We start from the raw sequence: 22,324 nt of genomic DNA on the forward strand, positions 1-22,324 counted from the left end.
GCTTCCTTTCGATGGCAATCCGCGGGCGGATGCGAAGATCAATTTCCGGGCTGAGCGTATTGGCGAGGTTTCGCCTCCCGCAAGGCGGAGATCGTGACCTGCTGCGATTGTTCGATCGTCAGCTGTCCGCCGCTGCGCGCGACCGTGTCGACCACCCCGCCGGGAATGTTCAGGGCCGCCGCCAGAGTCGGCGGATCACCGATGGCGACCACCCCGTAGGGGGCGTTCACCTTCCGGCCGTCCACCGACACGCCGCCGGCCGAACCGGACACCCAGGAGTCGACGCCGATCCGGATGGGCGGGCCCTCCGCACCCTGGATCTGGACGGCTTCGGCGCCGGCGGCACGCAATTCCTGCACGAGGTCGAGCAGAACCTCGGAGCCGACCCCCTTGTTGGGGTCGGTGATGCGCATCGTCACCCCCGGGCCGGTAGCCGGTGCGCTGCCGACCTGGATCGACAGTGCCGTCAACCGGGCCTGCGCCTCGTCGAGCGCCGCCCCGGAACTGCCACTCTGTTGCAACGTTGCCAAGGTCTGTTCCAGCGATGCGATCTCCTGCCGCAGAGCCGCCTCCCGCTGGTTCAGCGTGTCCAGGACGACCAGCAGATCCGCCGGGCTCGCCGAGTCGAGGGTGTCGCCGGACCCGGTGTTCTTCACCTGCGTCACGATCGCGATTCCCAGCCCGCCGAGCAGGAGCGCGGCCAGCAGCGCGAAGACGACGTGTGAGCGCTGCGACGTCGCCGGTTCGTTCCCGTGCAGTTCGTGTCTTCCCTCGTGTCCGCTCACGCCGCGATCACGCCCCGAACAGTCGTCGCCGGAGCGCGGCCGCGTTGCCGAAGATGCGGATGCCCAGCACGACGACGATCGCGGTGGACAACTGGGTCCCGACACCGAGTTGGTCACCGAGCCACACGATCAGGGCCGCCACCAGGACGTTGAACACGAACGAGACGACGAACACCTTCGAGTCGAAGATCTCGTCGAGGTACGCGCGCAAGCCGCCGAACACCGCGTCGAGCGCGGCGACGACGGCGATGGGCAGGTAGGGCTGCACGGCGTCGGGCACTTGCGGGCTGAACACCACGCCCAGCACGATGCCCACGATCAGGGCGAGCACCCCGTAGATCGCGGATCCGCCCTTCAGTGCTGCCTTCATTCGTGTGACGCCTCCATTCGACTCCGCCGTTGTCATCGTGTTCCCACTTCCCGGGCAGCCCGCACTTCCCGCGCCGGGGCGGCGGGCAAGTGGAGATCGTCGGCCTCCGCCACCGCGAAGCCGATGCCGTACAACTGCGCCACGCTGGACATCCGCAGGTAAGCGTCGCTCACCACGAATCCGGTCTGCATCGGCCCTTGCGGGCCGATCGCTGAGACCACGTACGGCGAGAACACCGGCTGATTGTCCACGAGCATCGCGCCACCCGCCTGCCGGATCGTCACCGACGGCCCGATCCGCACGTCCCCGACCGCGATGGCCTCGGCGCCGCTCGCCCACAGCGAATTGACCACCGACTGGAGGTCGCGGTCGAGCACCACGGCCTTCCCCCCGACACTGCGCTGGGACGAGTCGGACAGGTTGGGCTTGGCCGCGGGGTCCGTCAACGTCACGGTGAGCCCGGGACCGTGCACGGCCTCGACTCCGGCGTCTCCCTCGAGGCCACGAAGCTCGTCGAGCAGTGCCGCACCCCGGGCGTCGCCGGCCAGCGCGGTGGCGCGCGCGTCGTCGGTCTGTGTCGACAGCGTGTCCCGGGTGGCGGCGAGGGCGCCCGCCCGGTCCTCGGCGTCCTGCACCTTGCTCAGAAGCTCGGACCGCACCTGCTCGGTGCCGGGAAGCCGTTCGGTCGCCTGCCGGTAGGCGACCGACAGCACCAGACCCACGAGCAGCGCACCGATCGCGACCCACACCTGCTGACCGACCCGCGTCTGCCGTGAATGTCCCTGTTCACGATCCTCCGCCGCACCCTCGTAGCCGGGGTCCAGATGATCGTTCATCAGAGACCGCAGCAGGGACGGCACCGGATTCCTGCGGATGCCGGAATCTGTCCGTTTCATCAATGGACCTCGCGTTCCTCGCCGCCCGGTCCTCGCACGGGAACGGTGCGCGCGACGGTCAGCGCGTTCACGGTGTAGAGCAACCCGGTCCACACGTACAGCACCGTGCCCCAGATCAGGAGCGCCGCGCCGAGCGGCTCCGCCACGGTCGCGATGCTCCAGTCACCGTGCGCCGCGAGGGTCATGGGCAGCGCGAACATCAGCAGGAACGTGGCACCCTTGCCGAGGTACATCACGTCGGGGGGTGGCAGACCGCGGCGTCGGTAGATGAGCAGCGTGAGCGCGAGAACGGCGTCGCGGCCGATCAGGATGGCCGCCACCCACCACGGGATGAATCCGCGCAGGACGAACGTCACCAGCGTCGTGACGACGTAGAGCCGATCGACGAAGGGGTCGAGCAGCGCACCCAGCTTCGACGATTGGTCCAGGATCCGCGCCAGCTTGCCGTCGAGCCAGTCGGTGAAGCCGCTGATCATGAGGATCGCGAGCGCCCACCCGTCGGAATGGGTGACGAGCAGCAGGTACACGAACAGCGGCACCCCGAGGAGTCGAACCACGCTCAGGAGGTTCGGGACGGTCACGATCCGGTCCGACCGCGCAGTGTCCCGGTCCACCGAATTCACCAAAATCTCCCCAGCGTCGAGTGCGGACCTGTCTTCGGGCGCTCGTCGCACCGCTCTCGCCACTCTTCCACAACCGGGATGGTGTTCAGTCGATCGTCCCGTCCGTCCGGCCGTGTCATTCGCCCCGCGCGACGCCCGGTCGCGGTGGGGCCGGAACCCGCGCTACGGCGTCCGCGGTCAGACTTCCCAGGTACAGCCACCCGTCGTGTTCCCGCACACCGGTGACAGGTGAATAGCTGCCCTTGCCTCCGCGCAGGCTGTGGACGATCTCGCCGCGGTGATCGAGGGCGATCACCCAGCCGGCGTGCTCCGGATTCGGTTGCACGGCCTCCGGCAGGTTCGCTGCGACGATGCGCAGCGTGGGGTACGGCGCGAGCAGGTCCAGCAACCGCATCCGCGGGCTGTAGAGCGCCACCCAGAACAGCCCGTCACGTGTCTGGGACGTCATGTTGTCCGGTATGCCGGGCAGATTCGCGGCCCACACCGACGCCGCACCCTGCGACGGGCCGGTCAGGTCGACGCGGGAGATCTGGTACGAGCCGGTCTCGGCGACGAGGACGAACGATTCGTCCGAGGCCAGTCCCACGCCGTTGGCGAACTGCAGTCCTTCGGCGAGGAGGTCGGTCTCCCCTGTCCGCGGGTCCAGGCGCAGCAGGCGGCCGGTCCCCCGGTGCTCGAGAAGGTCGTAGCGGTGGTCGGCGATCGTGAAGTGCGCCGAGGAGTCGGTGAAGTACACGATGCCGTCCCGGCCGACCGCCGAGTTGTTGCACGCCACGAGCGGGCGCCCGGCCGCGGCGTCGGCCAGCACGTCGACGCGCCCCTTCTCGTCGACCCTCAGCACACCGCGCTCGGCGTCGCAGACCAGGAATCGGCCGTCGTCCAGGACCTCGACTCCGAGGGGGCGCCCGCGGGTGTTCGCGAGTTCGGTGGCACCGCCTCGGCTGTCGAACCGCCAGATCCGGCCGTCGTTGCCTCCGGTGACCACCCGGCCGTCGTGATCGACGGCAACGTCCTCCGGGCCTTCTCCGGTAGGGAGCGTCCAGCGGTGCGCGCCGTCGAGCACACCGTTGGGAGCGAGCACTCCCGTGAGGGGTGGCGGCGGGGCGTGCCAGACGACGGGGTCGACACCGGTGCGGTCGAGCTTGCGGGCGAGAGACTCGAAGAGGGTCACGAACTGTGAGATTAGTCGTGCCCGCCGGTCGATGGGGTCTCGCTAACGCCAGGCGAAGACCGGCTGGTCGAAACCGTCGATCCGGGTGTGCCTGCCGTGCAGCGCGACCTCCCGGAACTGGTACACGACTGCGCCTGTCGGGGCGTGCACGAGGTGACGCCGGAACGGCCATTGGATCACCGGTTTCGACGATTCGGGGATCTCGACGAACCGCGGCTCCGCGTCGATTTCGGGAACGCCCACCGAGAACACTTCCGCCACTTCCTCGCGGTTGGGGACGAGCGACGTGATCGGCTGGTCCGACCACACGACGAACGGTGTGATGACGTACCCGGAGCGGGTGACATAGTCGTCGAGCCGGCCGAGCACCGCGGACGGCTCCACGTCGAGGCCGAGTTCCTCGTGCAGCTCGCGCCGGGCGGCGTCCTCGCCGGTCTCCCCCGGATCCACTCCGCCGCCGGGCAACGCGAACTGCCCCGGGTGCGCGCGCATCTTGCTGGGGCGCATGGTCAGCGGAACGGCCTGACCGTCGGCGCCGTCGTTCATCACGGCGATCACGACCGCCGCGGACCGCCGATTCGTCGGGTCCACGATCCGTGGTTCGAAGCGCGCCAGCGCGTCGGCGAGCCGGTCCCTGCTCAGTGCGTGCCCATTCACCATCACCCGACAGTATCGCCAGTCGCGGCGAAACCCACGCTTCGATCCTCCGCGTTTCGAACCCCGCGCCGGCCGTCAGCCGAGCAACTGCTGCCTGATCTCGTTCTTGAGGACCTTCCCCAGCTTGGAACGAGGCAGATCGGGCCAGACCAGGATTTCCTTCGGGGTCTTCACACTGCCGATGCGCGCTTTCACGAACGCCGTGAGTGCGTCGGCCTCGATCGGTGTTCCGGCTCGGGACTGGACGACGGCGACGACACGTTCACCCCATTTCTCGTCGGGGAGCCCGATCACCCCGCAGTCCTGGATTCCGGGGTACGCCATGAGCGCCTGTTCCACTTCGACGGAATAGACGTTGAACCCGCCGGTGATGATCATGTCCTTGGCCCGGTCGACGATGTACAGGAAGTTGTCGTCGTCGAGGTACCCGATGTCGCCCGTGTGATGCCAGCCGTGCGCCGACGCCTCCTGCGTCGCAACGGGATTCTTGTAGTACCCCGTCATGACGAGCGAGCTGCGCACGACCACTTCGCCTCGCTCACCGGCAGGCAGCAGCGTCCCCTGCCCGTCCATGATCGCGACGGTGACCAGCGGGGAGGGCCTGCCCGCGGAGCTCAGCCGGGCGGTCGCGACCGAGCCGTCCGCGTGGAAATGGTCTTTCGGCGCCATCGTCGCGATCATCATCGGCGCCTCGCTCTGCCCGAACAGCTGCGCCATCACCGGCCCGATCCGGGTCAGCGCCTCGTCGAGCCGGGTCGGCGAGATCGGCGCCGCGCCGTACCAGAAGCACTGCAGCGAGCTCAGGTCCGTCGTCTCCAGGTCGGCGTGGTCCAGCAGCATGTAGATCAGGGTCGGCGGGAGGAACGTGTGGGTGACGCGGTTCCGGTCGATGTGCGCGAGGAACTGCCCCAGGTCGGGCGCGGGCATGATGACCACCTGCCCGCCGAGGGCGAGGATCGGAAAGCACAGGACGCCGGCCGCGTGCGTCAACGGCGCGAGTGCGAGGTAGACCGGTCTGCCGTCGAACGGGTAGCTCATCAGGGTCAGCGCAGACATCGTCTCGATGTTCCGGCCGGTGAGCATCACACCCTTCGGCTTCCCCGTCGTCCCGCCGGTGCCGACGATCAGCGCGAGGTCGTCGACGGGCTCGGCGTCGAGACGTTCGGTACCCAGCCAGTCGTCGAACGGGTGGGCGTACTCCTCGTCGCCGTCGAGACACACGAGGGTCGTCAGCAGCGGCAATTGCTGCCGGATCCGATCGACCAAGGGCGCGAACGCCTTCTGGAAGATCAGGCAGCGACAGTCGAAGAGGTCGAGCAGGTCCCGATTCTCCGCGGCCTCGTTCCGCGGGTTGATCGGGCACCACACCGCCCCCGCCCGGCTGATCCCGAACACGCAGGAGAACGCGGTCGGGTCGTTGCCGGACAGGACGGCCACCTTATCGCCCGCGGCGATCCCCGACCGTGCCAGCGCGGCCGCGACGCGCCGGCTCAGGTCCTGGACATCGGCGTACGACAGTGTCCGGTCGCCCATCGTCAGGCACGGCTCCGACGGTCCGAGCGAGGCACCCTTGTCGAGGTAGTCGGTCAAGCGCATCGTGCGGTCCTCCTCGAAGTCGCGGCCGGGACGATCAGCTCTGCACGGTGAGAACCGGCTCCATCACGAGGCCGAAGCTGCGCAGGATTCCGAGAAGTTCGCGATGCCCGAACGCCTGGCACGCCGACGCGAGACCCGTCCGCTTCGGAGGCTGCTGCAACAGGGAGTACGCGGCGTACGCCTGCAGGAGCCCCGTCTGTTTGTAGTTGCAGTTTCCGTGGATGACGCAGTGCGCCCGACCCAGCGGGCCCGACGCGTACACGGAGTCCAGCGACGTGTTGACGCGCGGGTTCTCCCTCGGCGGCATTCCCGCCTGCACGGAGCCGGCGATCTCCGCGAGGGCCGCGTCCTGCTCGTCCGCGGGAAGGGTCTTGATCTGCTCCTCGACCATCTTCTGCGTCGCGACGACACCCTCCATCACGGAACGGTCGAACACGCCTCCTGCCGCCTTCACGTTCGCCACCCGCGGATCGTCCTTGAACCACACGGGATGGCAGGTGCCGCCCCACGGCAGCGCGAGGGCCATCTGGTGCTGTCCCGGCACCACGACGTCGAATGTGGTACCAGGGTCCCACTTCTCGTACCGGTTCTGTTCGAGGTAGTACCAGTCGGCCTTGAGGATCGTGAAGATCGTCTGCGTGGACGCGTAGGTGGGAAAGCCCTTCCACAACACCAGGATGTCGAGAGTGTCCAACCCCGGCGTCTCCAGCGCGATGTTCGCGGCGATTTCACCGGTGGTGTACATCTGCGCGACGCCCGGAGACAGCAGCAGCCCCTTCTCCGCGAACTTGTCGCCGAACTTCGCCTGCACGTCCAGAACCCAGTCCTGCTCACCGGTCGTGTCGGTGTAATGACAGCCCGCGGCGAGAGCCGCCTCGACGACGACGGCGCCGTGCTTGATGAACGGGCCGACCATGTTGCTGACAACCCGTGCGCCGCTGAACAGTTCGGTCAGCGCCGGCACAGTGTGCTCCACCTCGACCACCTCGTGGTCGACGGTGTCCAGCCCGGGGATGCGGTCCAGCACTTCCTGGATCCGCTTCTTGTCCCGGCCCGCGGCGACGAACGGAATGTTGAACTCGCGCAGGTATTCACACACGAGCCGCCCGGTGTAACCGGAGACTCCGTAGACGATGACGGGCTTCTTGTCGGTCATGACGTGCCTTTCAGAATGTGAGAAGAGTCCGGGGAGATCGGTTACATGCCCATGCCACCGTCGACCGGCAGGCCGATTCCGGTGACGAAGCGAGCGGCGTCGGAGGCCAGGAAGACGACGGTGTCGGCGATGTCCGCGACCTCGCCGAGTCGCCCGAGCGGCGTCAGGCCGATCACGTCGGCCACCGCGGCGTCGGCGCTGGGCCACAGTCCGAGCCTCTCCATGTCGGCGGCCAGCCCGAGTCCCATCTCCGTGGCGACCAGCCCGGGGTACACGCAGTTCACGCGGACGCCGTACCCGAGTTTGCCTGCCTCTTGGGCCGCGACCCGGGTCAGCCGGTCGACGGCCGACTTGGTGGCGGAGTACCCGGCGATACCCGGGAACGGGATCGTCGCGGCCACCGACGAGACGTTGACGATCGCCCCGCCCGCTCCCGCCGCGCCTCCGGGACGCATGGCGCGCAGACCGTGTTTCAGACCGAGCGCGACACCGAGAATATTGACGTCGCACATCCGGCGGATGTCGGCGGGATCGATGTCGACCACGAGTGACGAGATCTCGATGCCCGCGTTGTTGACGAGGAGGTCGAATCCGCCGAGTTGCTCCACGGTGGCGGCGACGGCGCGCTCCCAGTTGCCGTCGTCGGTGACGTCGAGTTTCACGAATCCGGTGTCGACGCCGGACTTCCCGACGGAATCGGCGGTCGCGTGCCCCTCCTCCTCGAGGACGTCGCCGATCACGACCGCCGCACCGGCGTCGGCGAGGGCGGCAGCCATACCGGCGCCCAACCCCTTCGCACCACCGGTGACCAGCGCTTTCCGTCCTGCAAGATCACTCACGCTCATTCCGACCTGCCTTCGTACGAGACGATTCGCGGAAACCACGTCACGAGACCGAGCCCTGCAATGTGGTGTGGATCACAGAGTATTCGACTTTGGACGACTGTCAAGAATTCTCTTGACGACTGTCAAGTTTTTGTTACACAGTCGTCAAGGAACGCGAGCTAGACTGATGCACACCGTGCTGGACCATGCGAGCCGAACAGGAATCATTGCCGTGACACCCGTCGCCGAGAAGAACGCCGATCGGGTCTCGCGCCGCCAGGTCGACAAATTCGCCGAGCGCCGGGATCAGCTCGCCGAGGCCGCGTTGCAGACCCTCTCGGAACTCGGCTACGCCCGCACCAGCCTCCGGGAGATCGCCCAGAACTCCGAGTTCTCCCACGGCGTCCTGCACTACTACTTCAGCGACAAGGTCGATCTGATCACGCACTGCGTCCGGCACTACAAGGCCCGGTGCGTCACGCGATACGACGGCGTGGTCGCCACAGCGCAGACTCCCGAGGAGTTGAAGGCGGGATTCGGCCGGGTGCTGGTGGATTCGCTCCGCGACGAGGCCACCATGCATCGCCTCTGGTACGACCTCCGCTCGCAGTCGCTGTTCGAGGAGTCGTTCCGCGCAGACGTCGCCGCGATCGACAAAAGTCTCGAAAACATGATCTGGCGCATCGTGTCCCGGTACGCGGAACTGGCGGGGCGCACGATCACCATCGCCCCGGCCACCATGTATGCGGTCTTCGACGGACTGTTCCAGCAGAGCCTCGCACGGTATCTGTCGGGCGACGACACCGCGGCGGACAGCCTCGCGGACAACGTCGATCAGGTACTGGAGCTCGTCATTCCGGCACGGTAAGGCCGGTCACTTCTCCGCGGCGGCCTTGATCCGCTGCGCGAAATCGGGTGCGTCCTTCCGGGCCGCCCGAAGGGCGAGAGGTGCGATCAGCTTTCCTATTCCGTGCCCCTCCAGCACGTTGAAGATCGTCACCTTGGTCCCTGCGCCCGAGGGTTCGAGGTCGTAACCACCCTCTTTCGCGGTGATGGAATTCTTCGAACGCTCCGCCCAGCGAATCTTCCGTGGCACCTCGAATTCGGTGATCTCGAACTCCCGCTTCGTGGTCATCCCGGCATCCTTGACGGTGCTGACGAAGATGGTCCCGACGCCCGGCGGACCGTCCGTCTTCTTCACGATCTCCTGCACCCGGGGACTGAAGTCCCGGTCGTTGACCCCGGCGGCGAGGTACGCGAACACTTCCCCGATGGGGCGATTGATCACAACAGTGCCTTCGAACCGTCCAGCCATGCCAGCCTCCCGTTTCCGTGACCTGCCGGGTTCCGACAGTACTCGCGACGCAGCCGCGGCGCGGTCACATCACCGCCGGGCCGTCGGTCATAGAAGTGACGGACGACCACTGCGGCGTCCTCTGCACGAACCCTGAGCACAGAAAGGCTTCGACATGGACATCTCGGTCGGCGATACCTCCCGGGCCGGACGATCGACCCCGGCACGCCCGTTTCTCTCCACCGCCCGCGGCACTCTCACGCTGGCGCTGTTGTGCGCCGTGGCATTTCTCGACTTCGTCGACGCATCCATCGTCAACATCGCCCTGCCCGACATGCGCAGCGACCTGGACATCTCGGTTCAGGAACTGCAATGGGTCCCGAGCGCCTACCTCCTCACCTACGGCGGATTCATGCTGCTCGGCGGCCGCCTGGCCGACCTGCTCGGTCGCCGTCGCGTGCTCGTCACCGGCACCGTCGTGATCGGGCTGTCATCGCTGATCGGCGGGTTCGCCGGAAACGCGGAGATCCTGATCGGCGCACGGCTCGCGCAGGGTGTCGGTGCGGCACTGATGCTTCCGGCCGCGCTGTCGATTCTGACGACGACGTTCGAGGAGGGCCCCGAGCGGCATACCGCACTGGGTGTCTGGGCCGGGGTGGGCGGTCTCGCATCCGCCGTCGGTGTGTTTCTCGGCGGCGTGCTCACCGAGGGGCCTGGCTGGCGATGGGTGCTGTTCGTCAACCCACTGGCGTGCGCGCTCGTGCTTCCGGCGGTCTTCGCGCTCATTCCCGGCGACCGGCGCCGCGCCCGGTTCGCGAATTTCGACGTCGCGGGCAGTGTGCTCGGCACCGGCGGGATGCTGGTGCTCGTCTACGCCCTGGTGAAGGCACCCGACCAGGGATGGGGCAGCGCCCGCACGATCGCCGAGTTCGCCGGCGCATTCGTTCTGATCGTGGCGTTCGTGATCAACGAGCAGCGCAATCCGCACCCTCTCCTGCCGCTGTCGATATTCCGCGTCAAAGGGCTTGCCGCCGCCAATGTCACAGGGCTGATTGCTTTTGCGGGTCTCATCGCGATGTTCTTCTTCCTGACTCTCTACATGCAGAACGTTCTCGGCTACTCCCCCATCCAGACCGGTGCCGCCTACCTGCCGCTCTGCCTGGGTGTCGGTGTCGCCGCCGGGATTTCCTCCCAGGTGCTCACCCGGACCGGACCCCGTCCCGTCATCGTCGCGGGCGCGCTGGTGGCCTCGGCCGGCCTGTACCTGCTGTCCCGGATTCCCGTCGACGGGTCCTATCTCGACGATCTGCTGCCCGGACTGATGATCGTGTCGTTCGGTCTCGGCGCCGTCTTCGTCGGTGTGACGACCGCGGCCAACGCCGGTGTGCCTGCCGGCGAGGCAGGGCTCGCGGCGGCGTTGTTGAACGCCTCCCAGCAGGTCGGCAGCGCACTCGGTCTCGCGATCTTCGCCGCGATCGCCACCTCGCATTCCCAGCATCTGCTCGCAGCGAATTCGCCTGTGCCCGAGGCACTCACCCTCGGCTTCCAGCGAGCGCTGCTGACCGGCAGCATCTTCCTCGTCGCCGCGGCCCTGATCGGCCTGCGCACCGGCAACGCACACGGAGACGGCGAGCACCGCACGAACTGACCACGCTGGGCTCGTCAGTCGAGGTTCTCGACGACGAGCCCGGCGAGGCGCTCGCGGTCGGCGAGGATGTCGATCTCGACGATCTTCCCCCGCCGGATCGTGACGCCCATGACCGACAGCAGCTGCCCGTCGGAGATCGCGACCACCCCGGCGGCACCGTTGACGAGCGCCGGATGCGCGAATCGAGCCAGCCGAGCGAACCCGAGGACCCGGCCCGCGACGGTCTCCGAACCGCGCACCGTCGTGGAGGCGCCCACAGGCAGTGCTCCGGTATCGGCGCGGAGCACGACATCCGGATCGAGCACCGCCACGAGCGCGTCGAAGTCGCCGCTCCGCGCGGCCGCCAGGAACGCGTCGACGACCGCCCGCTGGCGGACCGGATCGGTGTCGGGAACGGGGGCTCCCTGCAGACGCCGCCGTGCGCGGCTGGCCAGTTGCCGGGCGGCCGCCGGGGTTCGCTCCACGATCGGGGCGATGTCGTCGAACGGCACCGCGAACATGTCGTGCAGCACGAACGCCAACCGCTCGGCAGGAGCGAGCGTGCCGAGGACCACGAGCAGCGCGAGACCCACCGAATCGGCCAGCACCGCCTCGTGTTCGGGGTCGCTGCCGTCCGCCCGGGTCACGATCGGGTCGGGCATCACCGCGTCCAGGGGATCTTCACGCCGCGACCTGCGTGACTGCAGCATGTTCAGGCACACCCGCGCCACCACCGTCGTCAGCCAGCCGCCCAGGTTCTCGACGGTGTCGGCGTCGGTGCGGCTCAGTCGCAGCCAGGATTCCTGCACGGCGTCCTCGGCCTCGCCGATCGAGCCGAGCATCCGGTAGGCCACCGCGCGCAAGTGCGTGCGATGGGCCTCGAACTGCTGCGCCAGCACGTCGTTCTCGTTCACCGGTCACATCCTTCCGTCGCGGTCTGTCACCTATGTGACCGGCGAAACGCGGCCGATGTGACGACGTCGCGTCGCCCGTAGCTCTCTGATGCGCACAATGCATCCAGTTTCCCTGGTTCCGCTGTCGGATATCGCCGTGGTTAACTGAAATGACGCTCACAGTCGCTGAAGGGCTGGACGTCATGTCGAAAGCGCAGCAGGTCGGACGTCTGTTTCTCGTCTCGGTACTCGCGGCGCTGGCCGTGTGCGCAGTGAGCGCCACCGCGGCGGCGCAGGCCCCGGCCGTCACCGGGAAGATCATCACCCCGGCACTGTCCCCCGCAAGCGGTCAGGTCGTCGGCATCGCGCACCCCGTCGTCGTCCGGTTCGCGTCACCGGTGTCCGATCGCGCACTCGCCGAACAGGGTGTCCGGATCATGCCGTCGACACCGGTCCCCGGGCAGTTCTCCTGGATCGACGACCGCACCGTGCAGTGGACCCCGGAGCACTTCTGGCCGGCCCACACCCGGGTGACCGTCGAGGCGGCGGGCGCGAGATCGCAGTTCCAGGTGGGTGACGCACTCGTCGCCGTCGCCAACACGACGACGCACCAGTTCACCGTCAGCATCAACGACCAGGTCGTTCAGACCATGCCCGCGTCCATGGGCAAACCCGGATACGAGACACCGCTCGGGACGTTCCCCGTCATCGAGCAGTTCCGCGACATGATCATGGATTCGTCGACGTACGGCGTCCCGATCGACTCGGAGGAGGGCTACCGGCTCTACGTCGAGTACGCCACCCGAATCACGTGGGGCGGGATCTTCGTGCACGCCGCACCGTGGTCGGTGAACTCTCAGGGCTTCGAGAACGTCAGCCACGGCTGCATCAATCTCAGCACTGAGAACGCGCAGTGGTTCTACGACAACGCGAAGATCGGCGACCCGGTCATCGTGACGGATTGAGTGCCCGAGACACAGAAAAGGCGGTTTCCCGTTTCCGGGAAACCGCCTTCGCTGATCATCTGGTCGGGCTGACAGGATTTGAACCTGCGACCACTTGACCCCCAGTCAAGTGCGCTACCAAGCTGCGCCACAGCCCGTCCACACCCTCGTTCAGGTGCTCGATGAGATTACATCAGGGGCAGTCCGTAACGCTAATCGCCTGGTCAGAGCGCATTCTGTCGGATCAACGACTTCGCCGCTCACGCTTTTCCCGCACCCGCACCGAGATGCGGACGGGGCTGCCGTCGAAATTGAACTCCTCGCGCAGACGCCGCTCCAGGAACCGGCGGTAGCCCGCCTCGAGGAACCCGGTCGTGAACAGCACGAACGTCGGCGGACGCGTTCCGGCCTGCGTGGCGAACATCACGCGAGGCAGTCGGCCACCGCGCATCGGTGGCGGAGTCGCGGCGACGACTTCCTTGAGCCAGGTGTTGAGCCGGCCCGTGGGAATGCGCTTGTCCCAGGATTCCAGTGCGGTGTCCAGGGCGGGGACGAGCTTCTGCACCGCGCGCCCCGTCTGCGCCGAGATGTTGACTCGCTGTGCCCACGGCACCCGCACCAGGTCCCGATCGACTTCCCGGTCCAGCTGGAGTCGCCGGTCCTCGTCGACGAGATCCCACTTGTTGAACGCGATGACGAGGGCCCGCCCGGCGTCGGCCACCATGCTCAGCACGCGCAGGTCCTGCTCCGAGATCGGCTCGGATGCGTCGATCAGCAGAATCGCGACCTCGGCGGCCTCGATGGCGCTCTTCGTCCGCAGCGATGCGTAGAATTCGGCGCCGCTGGCGTGGCTGACCCGCTTGCGCAGACCGGCGGTGTCGACGAAACGCCACGGCCTGCCGCCGAGCTCCACGATCGAGTCGACCGGATCGACGGTGGTCCCCGCGACATTGTGGACCACCGAACGCTCGTCGCCCGACAGCTTGTTCAGCAGGCTCGACTTCCCGACGTTCGGCTTCCCGACCAGAGCCACGCGTCGCGGCCCGCCGCCGGGGATGCCTTCACGCGGGGTTTCCGGGAGGGCGGCAAGCACCTCGTCGAGGAGATCGCCGGTACCGCGGCCGTGCGTCGCACTCACCGAGTGCGGCTGTCCGAGACCGAGCGACCACAGTGCGGCCACCTCGGATTCGGTTCGGCCGTCGTCGACCTTGTTGGCCACCAGCAGAACCGGGGTCTTGGACCGGCGCAGGACCTTGGCCACAGCCTCGTCCGTTGCGGTGGCGCCGACGACGGCGTCGACGACGAGGAGAATCGCGTCCGCGGTCTGCATCGCCAGTTCCGCCTGCCGGGCCACCGACTGCTGCAGGCCCTTGGCGTCGGGTTCCCAGCCGCCGGTGTCCTGCACCATGAAGCGGCGGCCACTCCAGTTCGCCTCGTAGGAGACACGGTCGCGGGTGACACCGGGGATGTCCTCGACCACGGCTTCGCGTCGGCCGATGATCCGGTTGACGAGCGTCGACTTGCCGACGTTCGGGCGACCGACCACTGCGAGGGTGGGGACCGGGACGTGGGACTCTCCGTCGCCACCGTCTTCGAGGTCCAGGACCTCCCAGTCCGATTCCTCACTCCAGGTGCCGTCGCCTGCGAACTCGGTGGTGAATTGTTCGGTCACTGCCCTGCTCCCCTTCTTTCGCTAACCACCAGCAGCAACCTGCCGATCACGTCGTCGATTCCGAGTTCGCTGGTGTCGACCAGCACGGAATCGTCGGCCGGCCGCAGCGGCGACACGGCGCGCGTGGAGTCGAGGTGGTCACGACGCTGCACGTCGGCCAGCACGGCCGCGTAGTCGTCACCTCGTCCTTCTGCGAGATTCTGCGCATTTCTGCGCTGTGCCCGGGCTTCCGCCGAGGCGGTGAGATAGATCTTCACGTCGGCGTCCGGGATGACGACGGTGCCGATGTCCCGGCCTTCGACGACGATCCGTTCGGCCTCGCCCGCGAGACGACGCTGCGCCGCGACAAGCAGTTCACGCACCGCCGGCACGGCGGAGACAGCCGAGACGGCCTTGGTCACCGCGTCGCCGCGGATCTCCTCCCCCACGTCCTCCCCGTCGAGCAGAACCTGCTCGCCCGCCGGGTCCGTGCCGATCGACCACGGCAGCCCTGCGGTCGCGTCGGCGATCGCGGCGGGATCGGTGAGGTCCACGCCCTTACGCAGCGCATGCAGCGTCGCGATCCGGTACATGGCGCCGGTATCGAGGTACCGGGCGTCGAGCCGCTGCGCGAGCATCCGCGAGACGCTCGACTTCCCGGTTCCGGACGGGCCGTCCATCGCGACGACCAGCGGCGAGGTACTCACAGGCCCACCGCCCCGTAGAGACCGCCGACCTCGCCTCGACCGAGTACGCGGAGCGTGCCGGGACGCTGGTCGCCGAGAGCGACCGCGCCGATGTCCGTCCGGACGAGCCGGATGACGGGGTGTCCCACGGCGTCGAACAGGCGGCGCACGATGTGCTTGCGGCCTTCGTGCAGCGTGACACGGACGAGCGACTTGCCCTCGTTGATGTCGAGCAGGGTGAACGCGTCGACCTTCGCCGGTCCGTCGTCGAGCTCGACACCCTCCTTGAGCTTCTTTCCGACGCCGCGCTCGAGGGCACCCGACACAGTCGCCAGGTACGTCTTCGACACCTCGAAGGACGGATGCATCAGCCGATGCGCCAGATCACCATCGTTGGTGAGCAGCAGCAGTCCCTCGGTGTCGGCGTCCAGTCGACCGACGTGGAACAACCGCTGACCTGCGGCGACCCGCTCGGAGACGATGTCGCCGACGCACGGGCGACCCAGGTCGTCCGACATCGTCGACTGCCAGCCGCGGGGCTTGTTCAGCGCGAGGTGGACCAGGTCCTTCTGCACGACGACGCGGACACCGTCCACGCGCACCACCGCGTTCTCGGGGTCGATGCGCAGTCCCTGTTCGATGACGATGCGGCCGTCGACCTCGACTCGCCCCTGCGAGATCAGTTCCTCGGCCGCACGGCGCGACGCGACACCGGCCTGGGCGAGAACCTTCTGCAGTCGCATGCCGTCGCCCTGCGGCGGGCCGGCGGGCCGATCGGCGGCGTCGGCGTACTGGTGCCGGGCCGGCTTGGCGTTGCTGATCTTGGGCGCGTGGGCCTGGGCGCGCTGCGGCTTGGCCGACTTGGGTTTGCCGCGCTTGTTCTTCGCGGCCGCGGCGTCGGGCCTGCCCGGCTTCCCCTTGACGGCGTCCGACCTGGTCGGACGCCGATCGGTCTCGGAGCGGCTCGGTCGCCCTCCAGCTTCCGACCTGTCCGAGCGACCCCCGGTCTCCGACCTGGTGGGGCGCTGCTTCTTGTTGTTGTTGCGATCCGGTGTGCCATCTCGGCGAGCGGGTTTCTTCACTTTTGTACTATCCCTGTCAGTCTTCGGTGTCCAGCCCGGTGTCCAACTCTTCTGTGGAAGCCGTAGCTTTATTCATTCTCGCAAATCGTGGGTCAGATTCCAGACTGTCACTGATGTCATCTATCAGATCCACATCCGGCAACAGCGGAGCCAAGGCGGGAAGATCGGCGAGAGACGCCAAGCCGAGCCGTTCCAGGAAGAGCTCCGTCGTCGAATACTGCGTGGCGTTGGTATCGGGATCGACGCCGGCTTCGGCGATCAATCCGCGAGCGAGAAGTGTGCGCACCACACCGTCCACGTTGACGCCGCGCACCGCACTGATCCGTGCGCGGGTCAACGGTTGACGGTATGCCACCACGGCCAGAGTTTCCAAAGCCGCCCTCGTCAGTTTGGATCGTGCGCCGTCGAGCAGGAGCCGTTCCACGTAGGGCGCGTACGCGGTGCGTGTGTAGAGACGCCAACCGTCACCGGCATATCGGAGGTCCATCCCGCTCCCGCGGGCGGTGAGCTCGGCGGACATGCGGTTCAGCACGTCCGTGATGCGATTCACAGAAGCGCCGGTCGCGGAGGCGAGCTGTTCGGCGCCGGCGGGAGAGTCGACGATCAGCAGGAGCGACTCGAGAACGGCTTCGAGTTCGGTGTCCGACAGCTCGGGATCTGCGTCGACGGCGCCCTGGTCGTCCGACTCGTCGAACGGGGCCGAACTCATCCGTAGTCCTCCTCGGTCACCGGGGCGTCTGTGCCCTCCCCGGTCCAGCTCACCAACAATTCCCCGAGCGGCTCGGGCTGTTCGAACAACACCGACTGCTCGCGATACAGCTCGAGCAGCGCGAGGAATCTTGCCACGATTTCGACGGTCACCTCGCACTCCGAGACCAGGTCGCCGAACGTCGCCCATTCCCCGGCGCCTCGTTCGCGGAGCAGTTCCAGCATCCGCGCCGCCTGTTCGGGCACCGACACCGCGTGCATGTCGTGCAGATGGTCGAGTCCCACGGTCGGCTTCGGGCGCGGAGTGAACACGGTCGCGGCGATCTCCGCGAACCGTTGCGGGTCGACACCGAGCAACACTTCCGGAAGCAACTGGGTGAACTGGTCCTCCAGTGCCGCCGAACGCGGGTACCGGCGCAGCGCGGCCGCCTCGAGCTCACCGAACAGTTGCGCCACCTGCTTGTACGCGCGGTACTGCAGCAGCCGGGCGAACAGCAGGTCGCGCGCCTCGAGAAGCGCGAGGTCCTCGGCGTCTTCCACCTGTCCTGCCGGGAGCAGACGCGCCGCCTTCAGGTCGAGCAGCGTCGCCGCGACCACCAGGAATTCGGTGGTCTGATCGAGTCCCATCTCCGCGCCCAGCGTGCGGGTGTAGGCGATGAAGTCGTCCGTCACCTGGTGCAGCGCCACTTCCGTCACGTCCAGCTGTCGCTGGTTGATCAGGGTCAGGAGCAGGTCGAACGGTCCCTCGAAATTCCGCAGGGTCACCCGGAAGCCGGGCTTGACCGCGGCCTGTGTTTCCGCGGCGTGCGATACGGGGGTCTGCGGGTCCTCGGTCTGCGGTGGAGCCGGAATGTCTTGCGTATTCACCACTTACCGGCCGGACCGGTGAATGACCTCGCGTGCCAGAGCACGATACGCTTCGGCGCCGGTCGATTTCGGCGCCCAGGTGGTGATCGGTTCCCCGGCGACCGAGGTCTCGGGGAAGCGCACGGTGCGGTTGATCACGGTGTCGTAGACGAGATCCCCGAACACCTCCACCACACGGGCCATCACCTCGCGCGCGTGCAGGGTCCGCGCGTCGAACATCGTGACGACGATGCCGGCGAGTTCGAGCCGCGGGTTGAGCCGGTCGTGGACCTTCTCGACCGTATCGTTGAGCAGCGCCAGGCCGCGCAGGCTGAAGTACTCGCACTCCATCGGGATGATCACCGAGTCCGCGCAGGCCAGCGCGTTGACCGTGAGCAGTCCGAGGGACGGCTGGCAGTCGATCAGGACGTAGTCGTACCGGTCGAGCACCGGGTGCAGCACCCGTCCGAGCGTCTGTTCCCGCCCGACCTCGGTGACGAGCTGGATCTCCGCCGCCGACAGGTCGATGTTGCTCGGCAGAAGGTCGAGGCCCTCGACGCGTGTCCGCATCAGGACGTCGTCGATCGCGACGCGGGGTTCGACGAGCAGATTGTGGACGGTCAGTTCGAGGTCGTGATGCGCGACGCCGAGGCCCGCGGACAGCGCCCCCTGGGGATCGAGGTCGACGAGCAGGACACGCCGGCCGAATTCGGCCAGAGACGCTCCCAGGTTGATCGTCGACGTCGTCTTGCCGACGCCACCCTTCTGGTTGCACATCGCGATGATCTTGGCTGGGCCGTGCGAGGGCAACGGGGCGGGTTCCGGCACCTCACGCGTCGGCCGTCCCGTGGGGCCGAGCTCTTCCTCCACGACCACGGCAGCGTCCTCGAACAAGGCTGCGGGTTCGGTCTGCCGCACGTCGAACATGTCGCCCTCCTGTTGCGAGTGCTCTGACTCCGCCGCTGGCGGCTGCGGTGTCACCACGGTCCGATGATCCCCTGTTCTCTCGATGATCGCTGCCGATCCCACATCGTTATACGAACGCTACCGCCTCGTACCGTGAATTTTCCCCTCGACACGCTTTCCGTCACCTCGCCCGGGGATGCGCTCCGGCCCACACCTCGCGCAGCGCACCCACTGTCACCAGCGTATATATCTGGGTGGTCGTCACCGAGGCATGTCCGAGCAGCTCCTGGACGACGCGGACGTCGGCGCCCCCGTCGAGCAGGTGGGTCGCGAACGAGTGGCGGAGCGTGTGCGGTGACACCGCCGAAGAGATGCCCGCGGCGTCCGCGGCGGTCTGCAGCACCGTCCACGCGCTCTGGCGGGACAGCCGTCCGCCGCGGACATTGAGGAACAGCGCGGGTGTTCCGCGTGATGCCAGCGCCGGCCGGCCCCGGATCAGGTAGGCGTCGAGGGATTCGACGGCGGGCCGGCCCACCGGCACCACCCGCTGCTTGCCTCCCTTGCCCCGCAGCAGCACCGACCGGGTCTCGGTGTCGACATCGTCGACATCCAGACCGACGGCTTCGGAGATGCGGGCGCCCGTCGAGTACAGCAACTCCAGCAGCGCGCGGTCGCGGACCGCCCGCGGTCCGTCGGCGGGTCCGCTGCCTCCGACTGCCTCCAGCAGTGCCAGCACCTCGTTGACCGGAAGCGATTTGGGGAGCCGTTTCGCCGGCGACGGCGGCCGCACGTCCCGGGCGACGTCGACGGCGGTCATCCCCTCCGCCGCGGCGAACCGGTGGAATCCGCGCACCGCGATCAGGGCGCGGGCCGCCGAGCTCGCGGCCAGCGGCGGCAGTTCGCGTTTCGGATCGCCGGTTCGCAGGGCGATCACGAAGTCGCTGACGTCTTGTTCGCGGATCCGGCCGATGTCGGTGACCTCCCGCTCGGCGAGGAACTGCGTGTACCGCTCGAGGTCGCGGCGGTACGAACCGAGAGTGTTGCGGGCAGCTCCGCGCTCGACGGCCAGGTGGTCGAGGTACGAATCCACCTGCCGCGCAATCACCATGTCATGCCCGCGCGGCCTCGTCCCCGGCGGCGCGCGAGCGTTTCCTCTCACTGAACCTGGCGGGGCGATCGACCCAGGGCGCGGTCACGTCGCGGAGTTCGCCGAGACCGCCCGGCCGGGACCGGGCAGCGGCGAGGGCCATCACCCCGGCCACGGCCGTGGCGTTGACGATGGTCCCGTTCAGCACCATCGACACCACGTCGTCGAGCGGAATCCGCTCGATCTCGAGGTCGGCTTCCTCGTCCTCCGGGTCCGGCCGGTCCACCTCGTACAGGTCCTCGGCGAGGAACACGCGCACCGACTCGTCCGTGAACCCTGGCGAGAGAACGACGTCCACCAGAACGGACCAGCGACGGGCCCCGAGCCCCGTCTCCTCCGCCAGTTCGCGGCCGGCGGCGTCGACGGGGTCCTCCCCCGGCTCGTCCAGCAGGCCGGCCGGGATCTCCCACAACCGGCGCCCCACCGGGTGCCGGTACTGGTGGATCAGGACGATCCGGTCCTCGTCGTCGAGAACCACGACGGCGACGGCGCCGTGGTGCTCGACGACCTCACGTTCGGCGGTCCGGCCGTCCGGCATCGCGACGTGATCCACCCGCAGGGCGAGGATCGCGCCGCTGTACACGGCGCGCGAGTCGAGAGTCTCGAATTCGTGCCGGCCGGTGTCGGTCATGGTCGGTCTCGCCCTATCCCGCGCTGTCGACGGACGCGACCTCGTCGCGGTCGGCGGAGTCGGCGAGCTCGTCATCGGCGGCGACGGCGGCCCGCTCCTCACCGTGCACGTCGACGGGAAGCCGCTCTTCGAGCTTGTGCTTCAGCGCCGCGTCGACGAACGCCGCGAACAGCGGGTGCGGACGCGTCGGACGGCTCTTCAGCTCGGGGTGCGCCTGCGTCGCGACGAAGAACGGGTGCTGGTCGGCCGGGTATTCGACGAACTCGACGAGGTGACCGTCGGGCGAGGTTCCGCTGAATCGGAGTCCGCTCTTCGCGATCCGGTCGCGGTACGCGTTGTTGACCTCGTAGCGGTGGCGGTGACGCTCCGACACCTCTTCGCTGCCGTACGCCCGGGCGACGACGGACCCCTTCGTCAGGACGGCGGGGTACGCACCGAGGCGCATCGTGCCGCCGAGGTCCGCCTCGCCGGCGATGACGTCTTCCTGATCCGCCATCGTGGAGATCACCGGGTGCGTGGTCTCGGGCTCGAACTCGGCGGAGTTGGCGTCGTCGAGACCCACGCTGCGCGCGGCTTCGATCACGACGCACTGCAGGCCGAGGCACAGGCCGAGCAGCGGGATCTTCCGGTGACGGGCGTAGCGGATCGCGCCGAGCTTGCCCTCGATACCGCGGATTCCGAAGCCACCGGGAATCAGCACGCCGTCGACGTCGCCGAGGGCGGCCTGCGCGCCCGCCTCCGTCTCACACGCGTCGGACGGCACCCAGGAGATTTCCACCTTCGAGCGGTTCGCGAACCCGCCTGCACGCAGTGCCTCGGTGACGGACAGGTAGGCGTCCGGCAGGTCGACGTATTTTCCGACCAGGGCGATCCGCACGGTCTCGCGCGGCTGGTGGACGCGCTCGAGCAGGTTGCCCCACACGGTCCAGTCCACGTCGCGGAACGGCAGACCCAGCTGACGCACGACGTACGCGTCGAGGCCCTCGCTGTGCAGCACCTTCGGGATGTCGTAGATCGAGGGTGCGTCGGGGGTCGAGATGCAGCCGTCGACGTCGACGTCGCACATGAGTGCGATCTTGTTCTTCAGCGCCGGGGGAACCTCGCGGTCGCAGCGCAGGATCAGCGCGTCGGGCTGGATACCGATGTTCCGCAGTGCCGCGACCGAGTGCTGGGTGGGCTTCGTCTTGAGCTCACCCGACGGCGCCAGGTACGGAACCAGGGAGACGTGGAGGAAGAAGACGTTGTCGCGCCCGACGTCGTGGCGTACCTGACGGGCGGCCTCGAGGAACGGCTGCGACTCGATGTCACCGACGGTGCCACCGATCTCCGTGATGACGACGTCGGGCTGATGGCCCTGGAGGTCCGGTCCGCTCATGGCCAGGATCCGGCTCTTGATCTCGTCCGTGATGTGCGGGATGACCTGGACGGTGTCGCCGAGGTATTCGCCGCGCCGCTCCTTGGCGATGACCGTCGAATACACCTGGCCGGTGGTCACATTCGCCTGACCGGACAGGTCGCGGTCGAGGAAGCGCTCGTAGTGGCCGACGTCGAGGTCGGTCTCGGCGCCGTCCTCGGTGACGAAGACCTCACCGTGCTGGAAGGGGTTCATCGTGCCCGGATCGACGTTGAGATACGGATCCAGTTTCTGCATGGTCACGCGCATCCCTCGCGCGGTCAGCAATTGCCCGAGGCTCGAGGCTGTGAGGCCCTTGCCGAGTGAGGAGGCGACGCCGCCGCTCACGAAGATGTGCTTGGTAGCGGTACGCGAATGAGTGCGTGACTGTGGCAAAGGGGCTCCCGTGACGACTGTGCAGGGCTTGGTCTGTTCGAG

The 22,324-nt window shown here is 67.8% G+C and carries 22 protein-coding genes, 1 tRNA gene and 1 pseudogene; 3 read left to right on the forward strand and 21 right to left on the reverse strand.

All coding sequences use genetic code 11. The features are described from left to right. Positions 1-38 precede the first annotated feature (38 nt). The 9 genes from DTA22_RS04790 to DTA22_RS04830 all read right to left on the reverse strand — a co-directional run bounded on the left by DTA22_RS04790 (position 39) and on the right by DTA22_RS04830 (position 8,099). Positions 39-785, reverse strand: coding sequence for a DUF881 domain-containing protein (locus DTA22_RS04790; protein ID WP_037229398.1), 747 nt, complete (start codon positions 783-785; stop codon positions 39-41). 7 nt (positions 786-792) lie between these two features. Further along, on the reverse strand, positions 793-1,155 hold the full coding sequence (locus tag DTA22_RS04795) for a small basic family protein (protein ID WP_005264197.1): 363 nt from the start codon (positions 1,153-1,155) through the stop codon (positions 793-795). Positions 1,156-1,187: 32 nt separating this feature from the next. Next, a complete protein-coding gene (locus DTA22_RS04800; protein WP_037229395.1) occupies positions 1,188-2,051 on the reverse strand; it encodes a DUF881 domain-containing protein in 864 nt (287 codons plus the stop codon). Next, positions 2,051-2,674: a CDP-alcohol phosphatidyltransferase family protein gene (locus DTA22_RS04805; protein ID WP_037229392.1), complete on the reverse strand. Its 624-nt coding sequence runs from the start codon at positions 2,672-2,674 to the stop codon at positions 2,051-2,053. Before DTA22_RS04805 ends, DTA22_RS04800 begins: the two co-directional genes overlap by 1 nt. A 115-nt stretch (positions 2,675-2,789) precedes the next feature. Then, the gene (locus DTA22_RS04810; protein ID WP_112298631.1) at positions 2,790-3,845 is read right to left on the reverse strand and encodes an SMP-30/gluconolactonase/LRE family protein; all 1,056 of its coding nucleotides are present in this window, start codon (positions 3,843-3,845) and stop codon (positions 2,790-2,792) included. Positions 3,846-3,887: 42 nt separating this feature from the next. Then, positions 3,888-4,505 (reverse strand): NUDIX hydrolase, encoded by a 618-nt coding sequence (locus DTA22_RS04815; protein WP_037229709.1) that lies wholly within the window; start codon positions 4,503-4,505, stop codon positions 3,888-3,890. A 72-nt stretch (positions 4,506-4,577) separates the two neighbouring features. Next, positions 4,578-6,098, reverse strand: coding sequence for an acyl-CoA synthetase (locus DTA22_RS04820; RefSeq protein ID WP_037229384.1), 1,521 nt, complete (start codon positions 6,096-6,098; stop codon positions 4,578-4,580). Positions 6,099-6,132: 34 nt separating this feature from the next. Beyond that, a complete protein-coding gene (locus DTA22_RS04825) occupies positions 6,133-7,254 on the reverse strand; it encodes a DUF5938 domain-containing protein (RefSeq protein ID WP_037229381.1) in 1,122 nt (373 codons plus the stop codon). A 41-nt stretch (positions 7,255-7,295) separates the two neighbouring features. After that, positions 7,296-8,099 (reverse strand): SDR family NAD(P)-dependent oxidoreductase, encoded by an 804-nt coding sequence (locus DTA22_RS04830; protein ID WP_037229378.1) that lies wholly within the window; start codon positions 8,097-8,099, stop codon positions 7,296-7,298. Between the two features lie 211 nt (positions 8,100-8,310). Here DTA22_RS04830 and DTA22_RS04835 point away from each other — a divergent pair, with 211 nt between their 5' ends. Further along, positions 8,311-8,946 (forward strand): TetR/AcrR family transcriptional regulator, encoded by a 636-nt coding sequence (locus tag DTA22_RS04835; RefSeq protein ID WP_037229707.1) that lies wholly within the window; start codon positions 8,311-8,313, stop codon positions 8,944-8,946. Between the two features lie 6 nt (positions 8,947-8,952). Here DTA22_RS04835 and DTA22_RS04840 read toward each other — a convergent pair whose 3' ends face one another. Next, the gene (locus tag DTA22_RS04840; RefSeq protein WP_112298632.1) at positions 8,953-9,393 is read right to left on the reverse strand and encodes an SRPBCC family protein; all 441 of its coding nucleotides are present in this window, start codon (positions 9,391-9,393) and stop codon (positions 8,953-8,955) included. A 154-nt stretch (positions 9,394-9,547) separates the two neighbouring features. Between DTA22_RS04840 and DTA22_RS04845 the strand changes: the two are divergent. After that, positions 9,548-10,816 (forward strand): annotated as a pseudogene (locus DTA22_RS04845) (MFS transporter); the annotation flags it as partial. 218 nt (positions 10,817-11,034) lie between these two features. On the opposite strand, the gene DTA22_RS04850 reads toward DTA22_RS04845, so the two are convergent. Beyond that, the gene (locus DTA22_RS04850) at positions 11,035-11,913 is read right to left on the reverse strand and encodes a sigma-70 family RNA polymerase sigma factor (protein WP_112298633.1); all 879 of its coding nucleotides are present in this window, start codon (positions 11,911-11,913) and stop codon (positions 11,035-11,037) included. Between the two features lie 182 nt (positions 11,914-12,095). Between DTA22_RS04850 and DTA22_RS04855 the strand changes: the two genes are divergently transcribed. Further along, on the forward strand, positions 12,096-12,857 hold the full coding sequence (locus DTA22_RS04855) for a L,D-transpeptidase (protein ID WP_112298884.1): 762 nt from the start codon (positions 12,096-12,098) through the stop codon (positions 12,855-12,857). A gap of 60 nt (positions 12,858-12,917) precedes the next feature. On the opposite strand, the gene DTA22_RS04860 is transcribed toward DTA22_RS04855, so the two are convergent. The 10 genes from DTA22_RS04860 to DTA22_RS04905 all read right to left on the reverse strand — a co-directional run bounded on the left by DTA22_RS04860 (position 12,918) and on the right by DTA22_RS04905 (position 22,282). Further along, positions 12,918-12,994, reverse strand: a tRNA-Pro gene (locus DTA22_RS04860). A gap of 86 nt (positions 12,995-13,080) precedes the next feature. Beyond that, on the reverse strand, positions 13,081-14,508 hold the full coding sequence (der, locus tag DTA22_RS04865; RefSeq protein ID WP_037229374.1) for a ribosome biogenesis GTPase Der: 1,428 nt from the start codon (positions 14,506-14,508) through the stop codon (positions 13,081-13,083). Next, positions 14,505-15,194 (reverse strand): (d)CMP kinase, encoded by a 690-nt coding sequence (gene cmk / locus DTA22_RS04870; protein ID WP_037229372.1) that lies wholly within the window; start codon positions 15,192-15,194, stop codon positions 14,505-14,507. Before cmk ends, der begins: the two co-directional genes overlap by 4 nt. Next, positions 15,191-16,255: a pseudouridine synthase gene (locus DTA22_RS04875; RefSeq protein WP_112298634.1), complete on the reverse strand. Its 1,065-nt coding sequence runs from the start codon at positions 16,253-16,255 to the stop codon at positions 15,191-15,193. The genes cmk and DTA22_RS04875 overlap by 4 nt, the downstream gene beginning before the upstream one ends. Positions 16,256-16,271: 16 nt before the next feature. Further along, the gene (gene scpB / locus DTA22_RS04880) at positions 16,272-16,964 is read right to left on the reverse strand and encodes an SMC-Scp complex subunit ScpB (protein WP_037229370.1); all 693 of its coding nucleotides are present in this window, start codon (positions 16,962-16,964) and stop codon (positions 16,272-16,274) included. Then, positions 16,961-17,833, reverse strand: a complete 873-nt coding sequence (locus tag DTA22_RS04885) for a segregation and condensation protein A (protein ID WP_112298635.1) — start codon at positions 17,831-17,833, stop codon at positions 16,961-16,963. Before DTA22_RS04885 ends, scpB begins: the two co-directional genes overlap by 4 nt. Continuing rightward, entirely contained in the window at positions 17,834-18,838 is a 1,005-nt protein-coding gene (locus tag DTA22_RS04890) for a ParA family protein (protein ID WP_037229366.1), read from the reverse strand. 58 nt (positions 18,839-18,896) lie between these two features. Then, the gene (xerD, locus tag DTA22_RS04895) at positions 18,897-19,823 is read right to left on the reverse strand and encodes a site-specific tyrosine recombinase XerD (RefSeq protein WP_112298636.1); all 927 of its coding nucleotides are present in this window, start codon (positions 19,821-19,823) and stop codon (positions 18,897-18,899) included. 1 nt (position 19,824) lies between these two features. Next, positions 19,825-20,493: an NUDIX domain-containing protein gene (locus DTA22_RS04900; RefSeq protein ID WP_112298637.1), complete on the reverse strand. Its 669-nt coding sequence runs from the start codon at positions 20,491-20,493 to the stop codon at positions 19,825-19,827. 13 nt (positions 20,494-20,506) lie between these two features. Continuing rightward, positions 20,507-22,282, reverse strand: a complete 1,776-nt coding sequence (locus DTA22_RS04905; RefSeq protein ID WP_052032982.1) for a CTP synthase — start codon at positions 22,280-22,282, stop codon at positions 20,507-20,509. Positions 22,283-22,324: the final 42 nt, after the last annotated feature.

Source organism: Rhodococcus wratislaviensis (assembly GCF_900455735.1).
In the GTDB taxonomy this organism is placed as follows: Bacteria; Actinomycetota; Actinomycetes; order Mycobacteriales; family Mycobacteriaceae; genus Rhodococcus_F; species Rhodococcus_F wratislaviensis.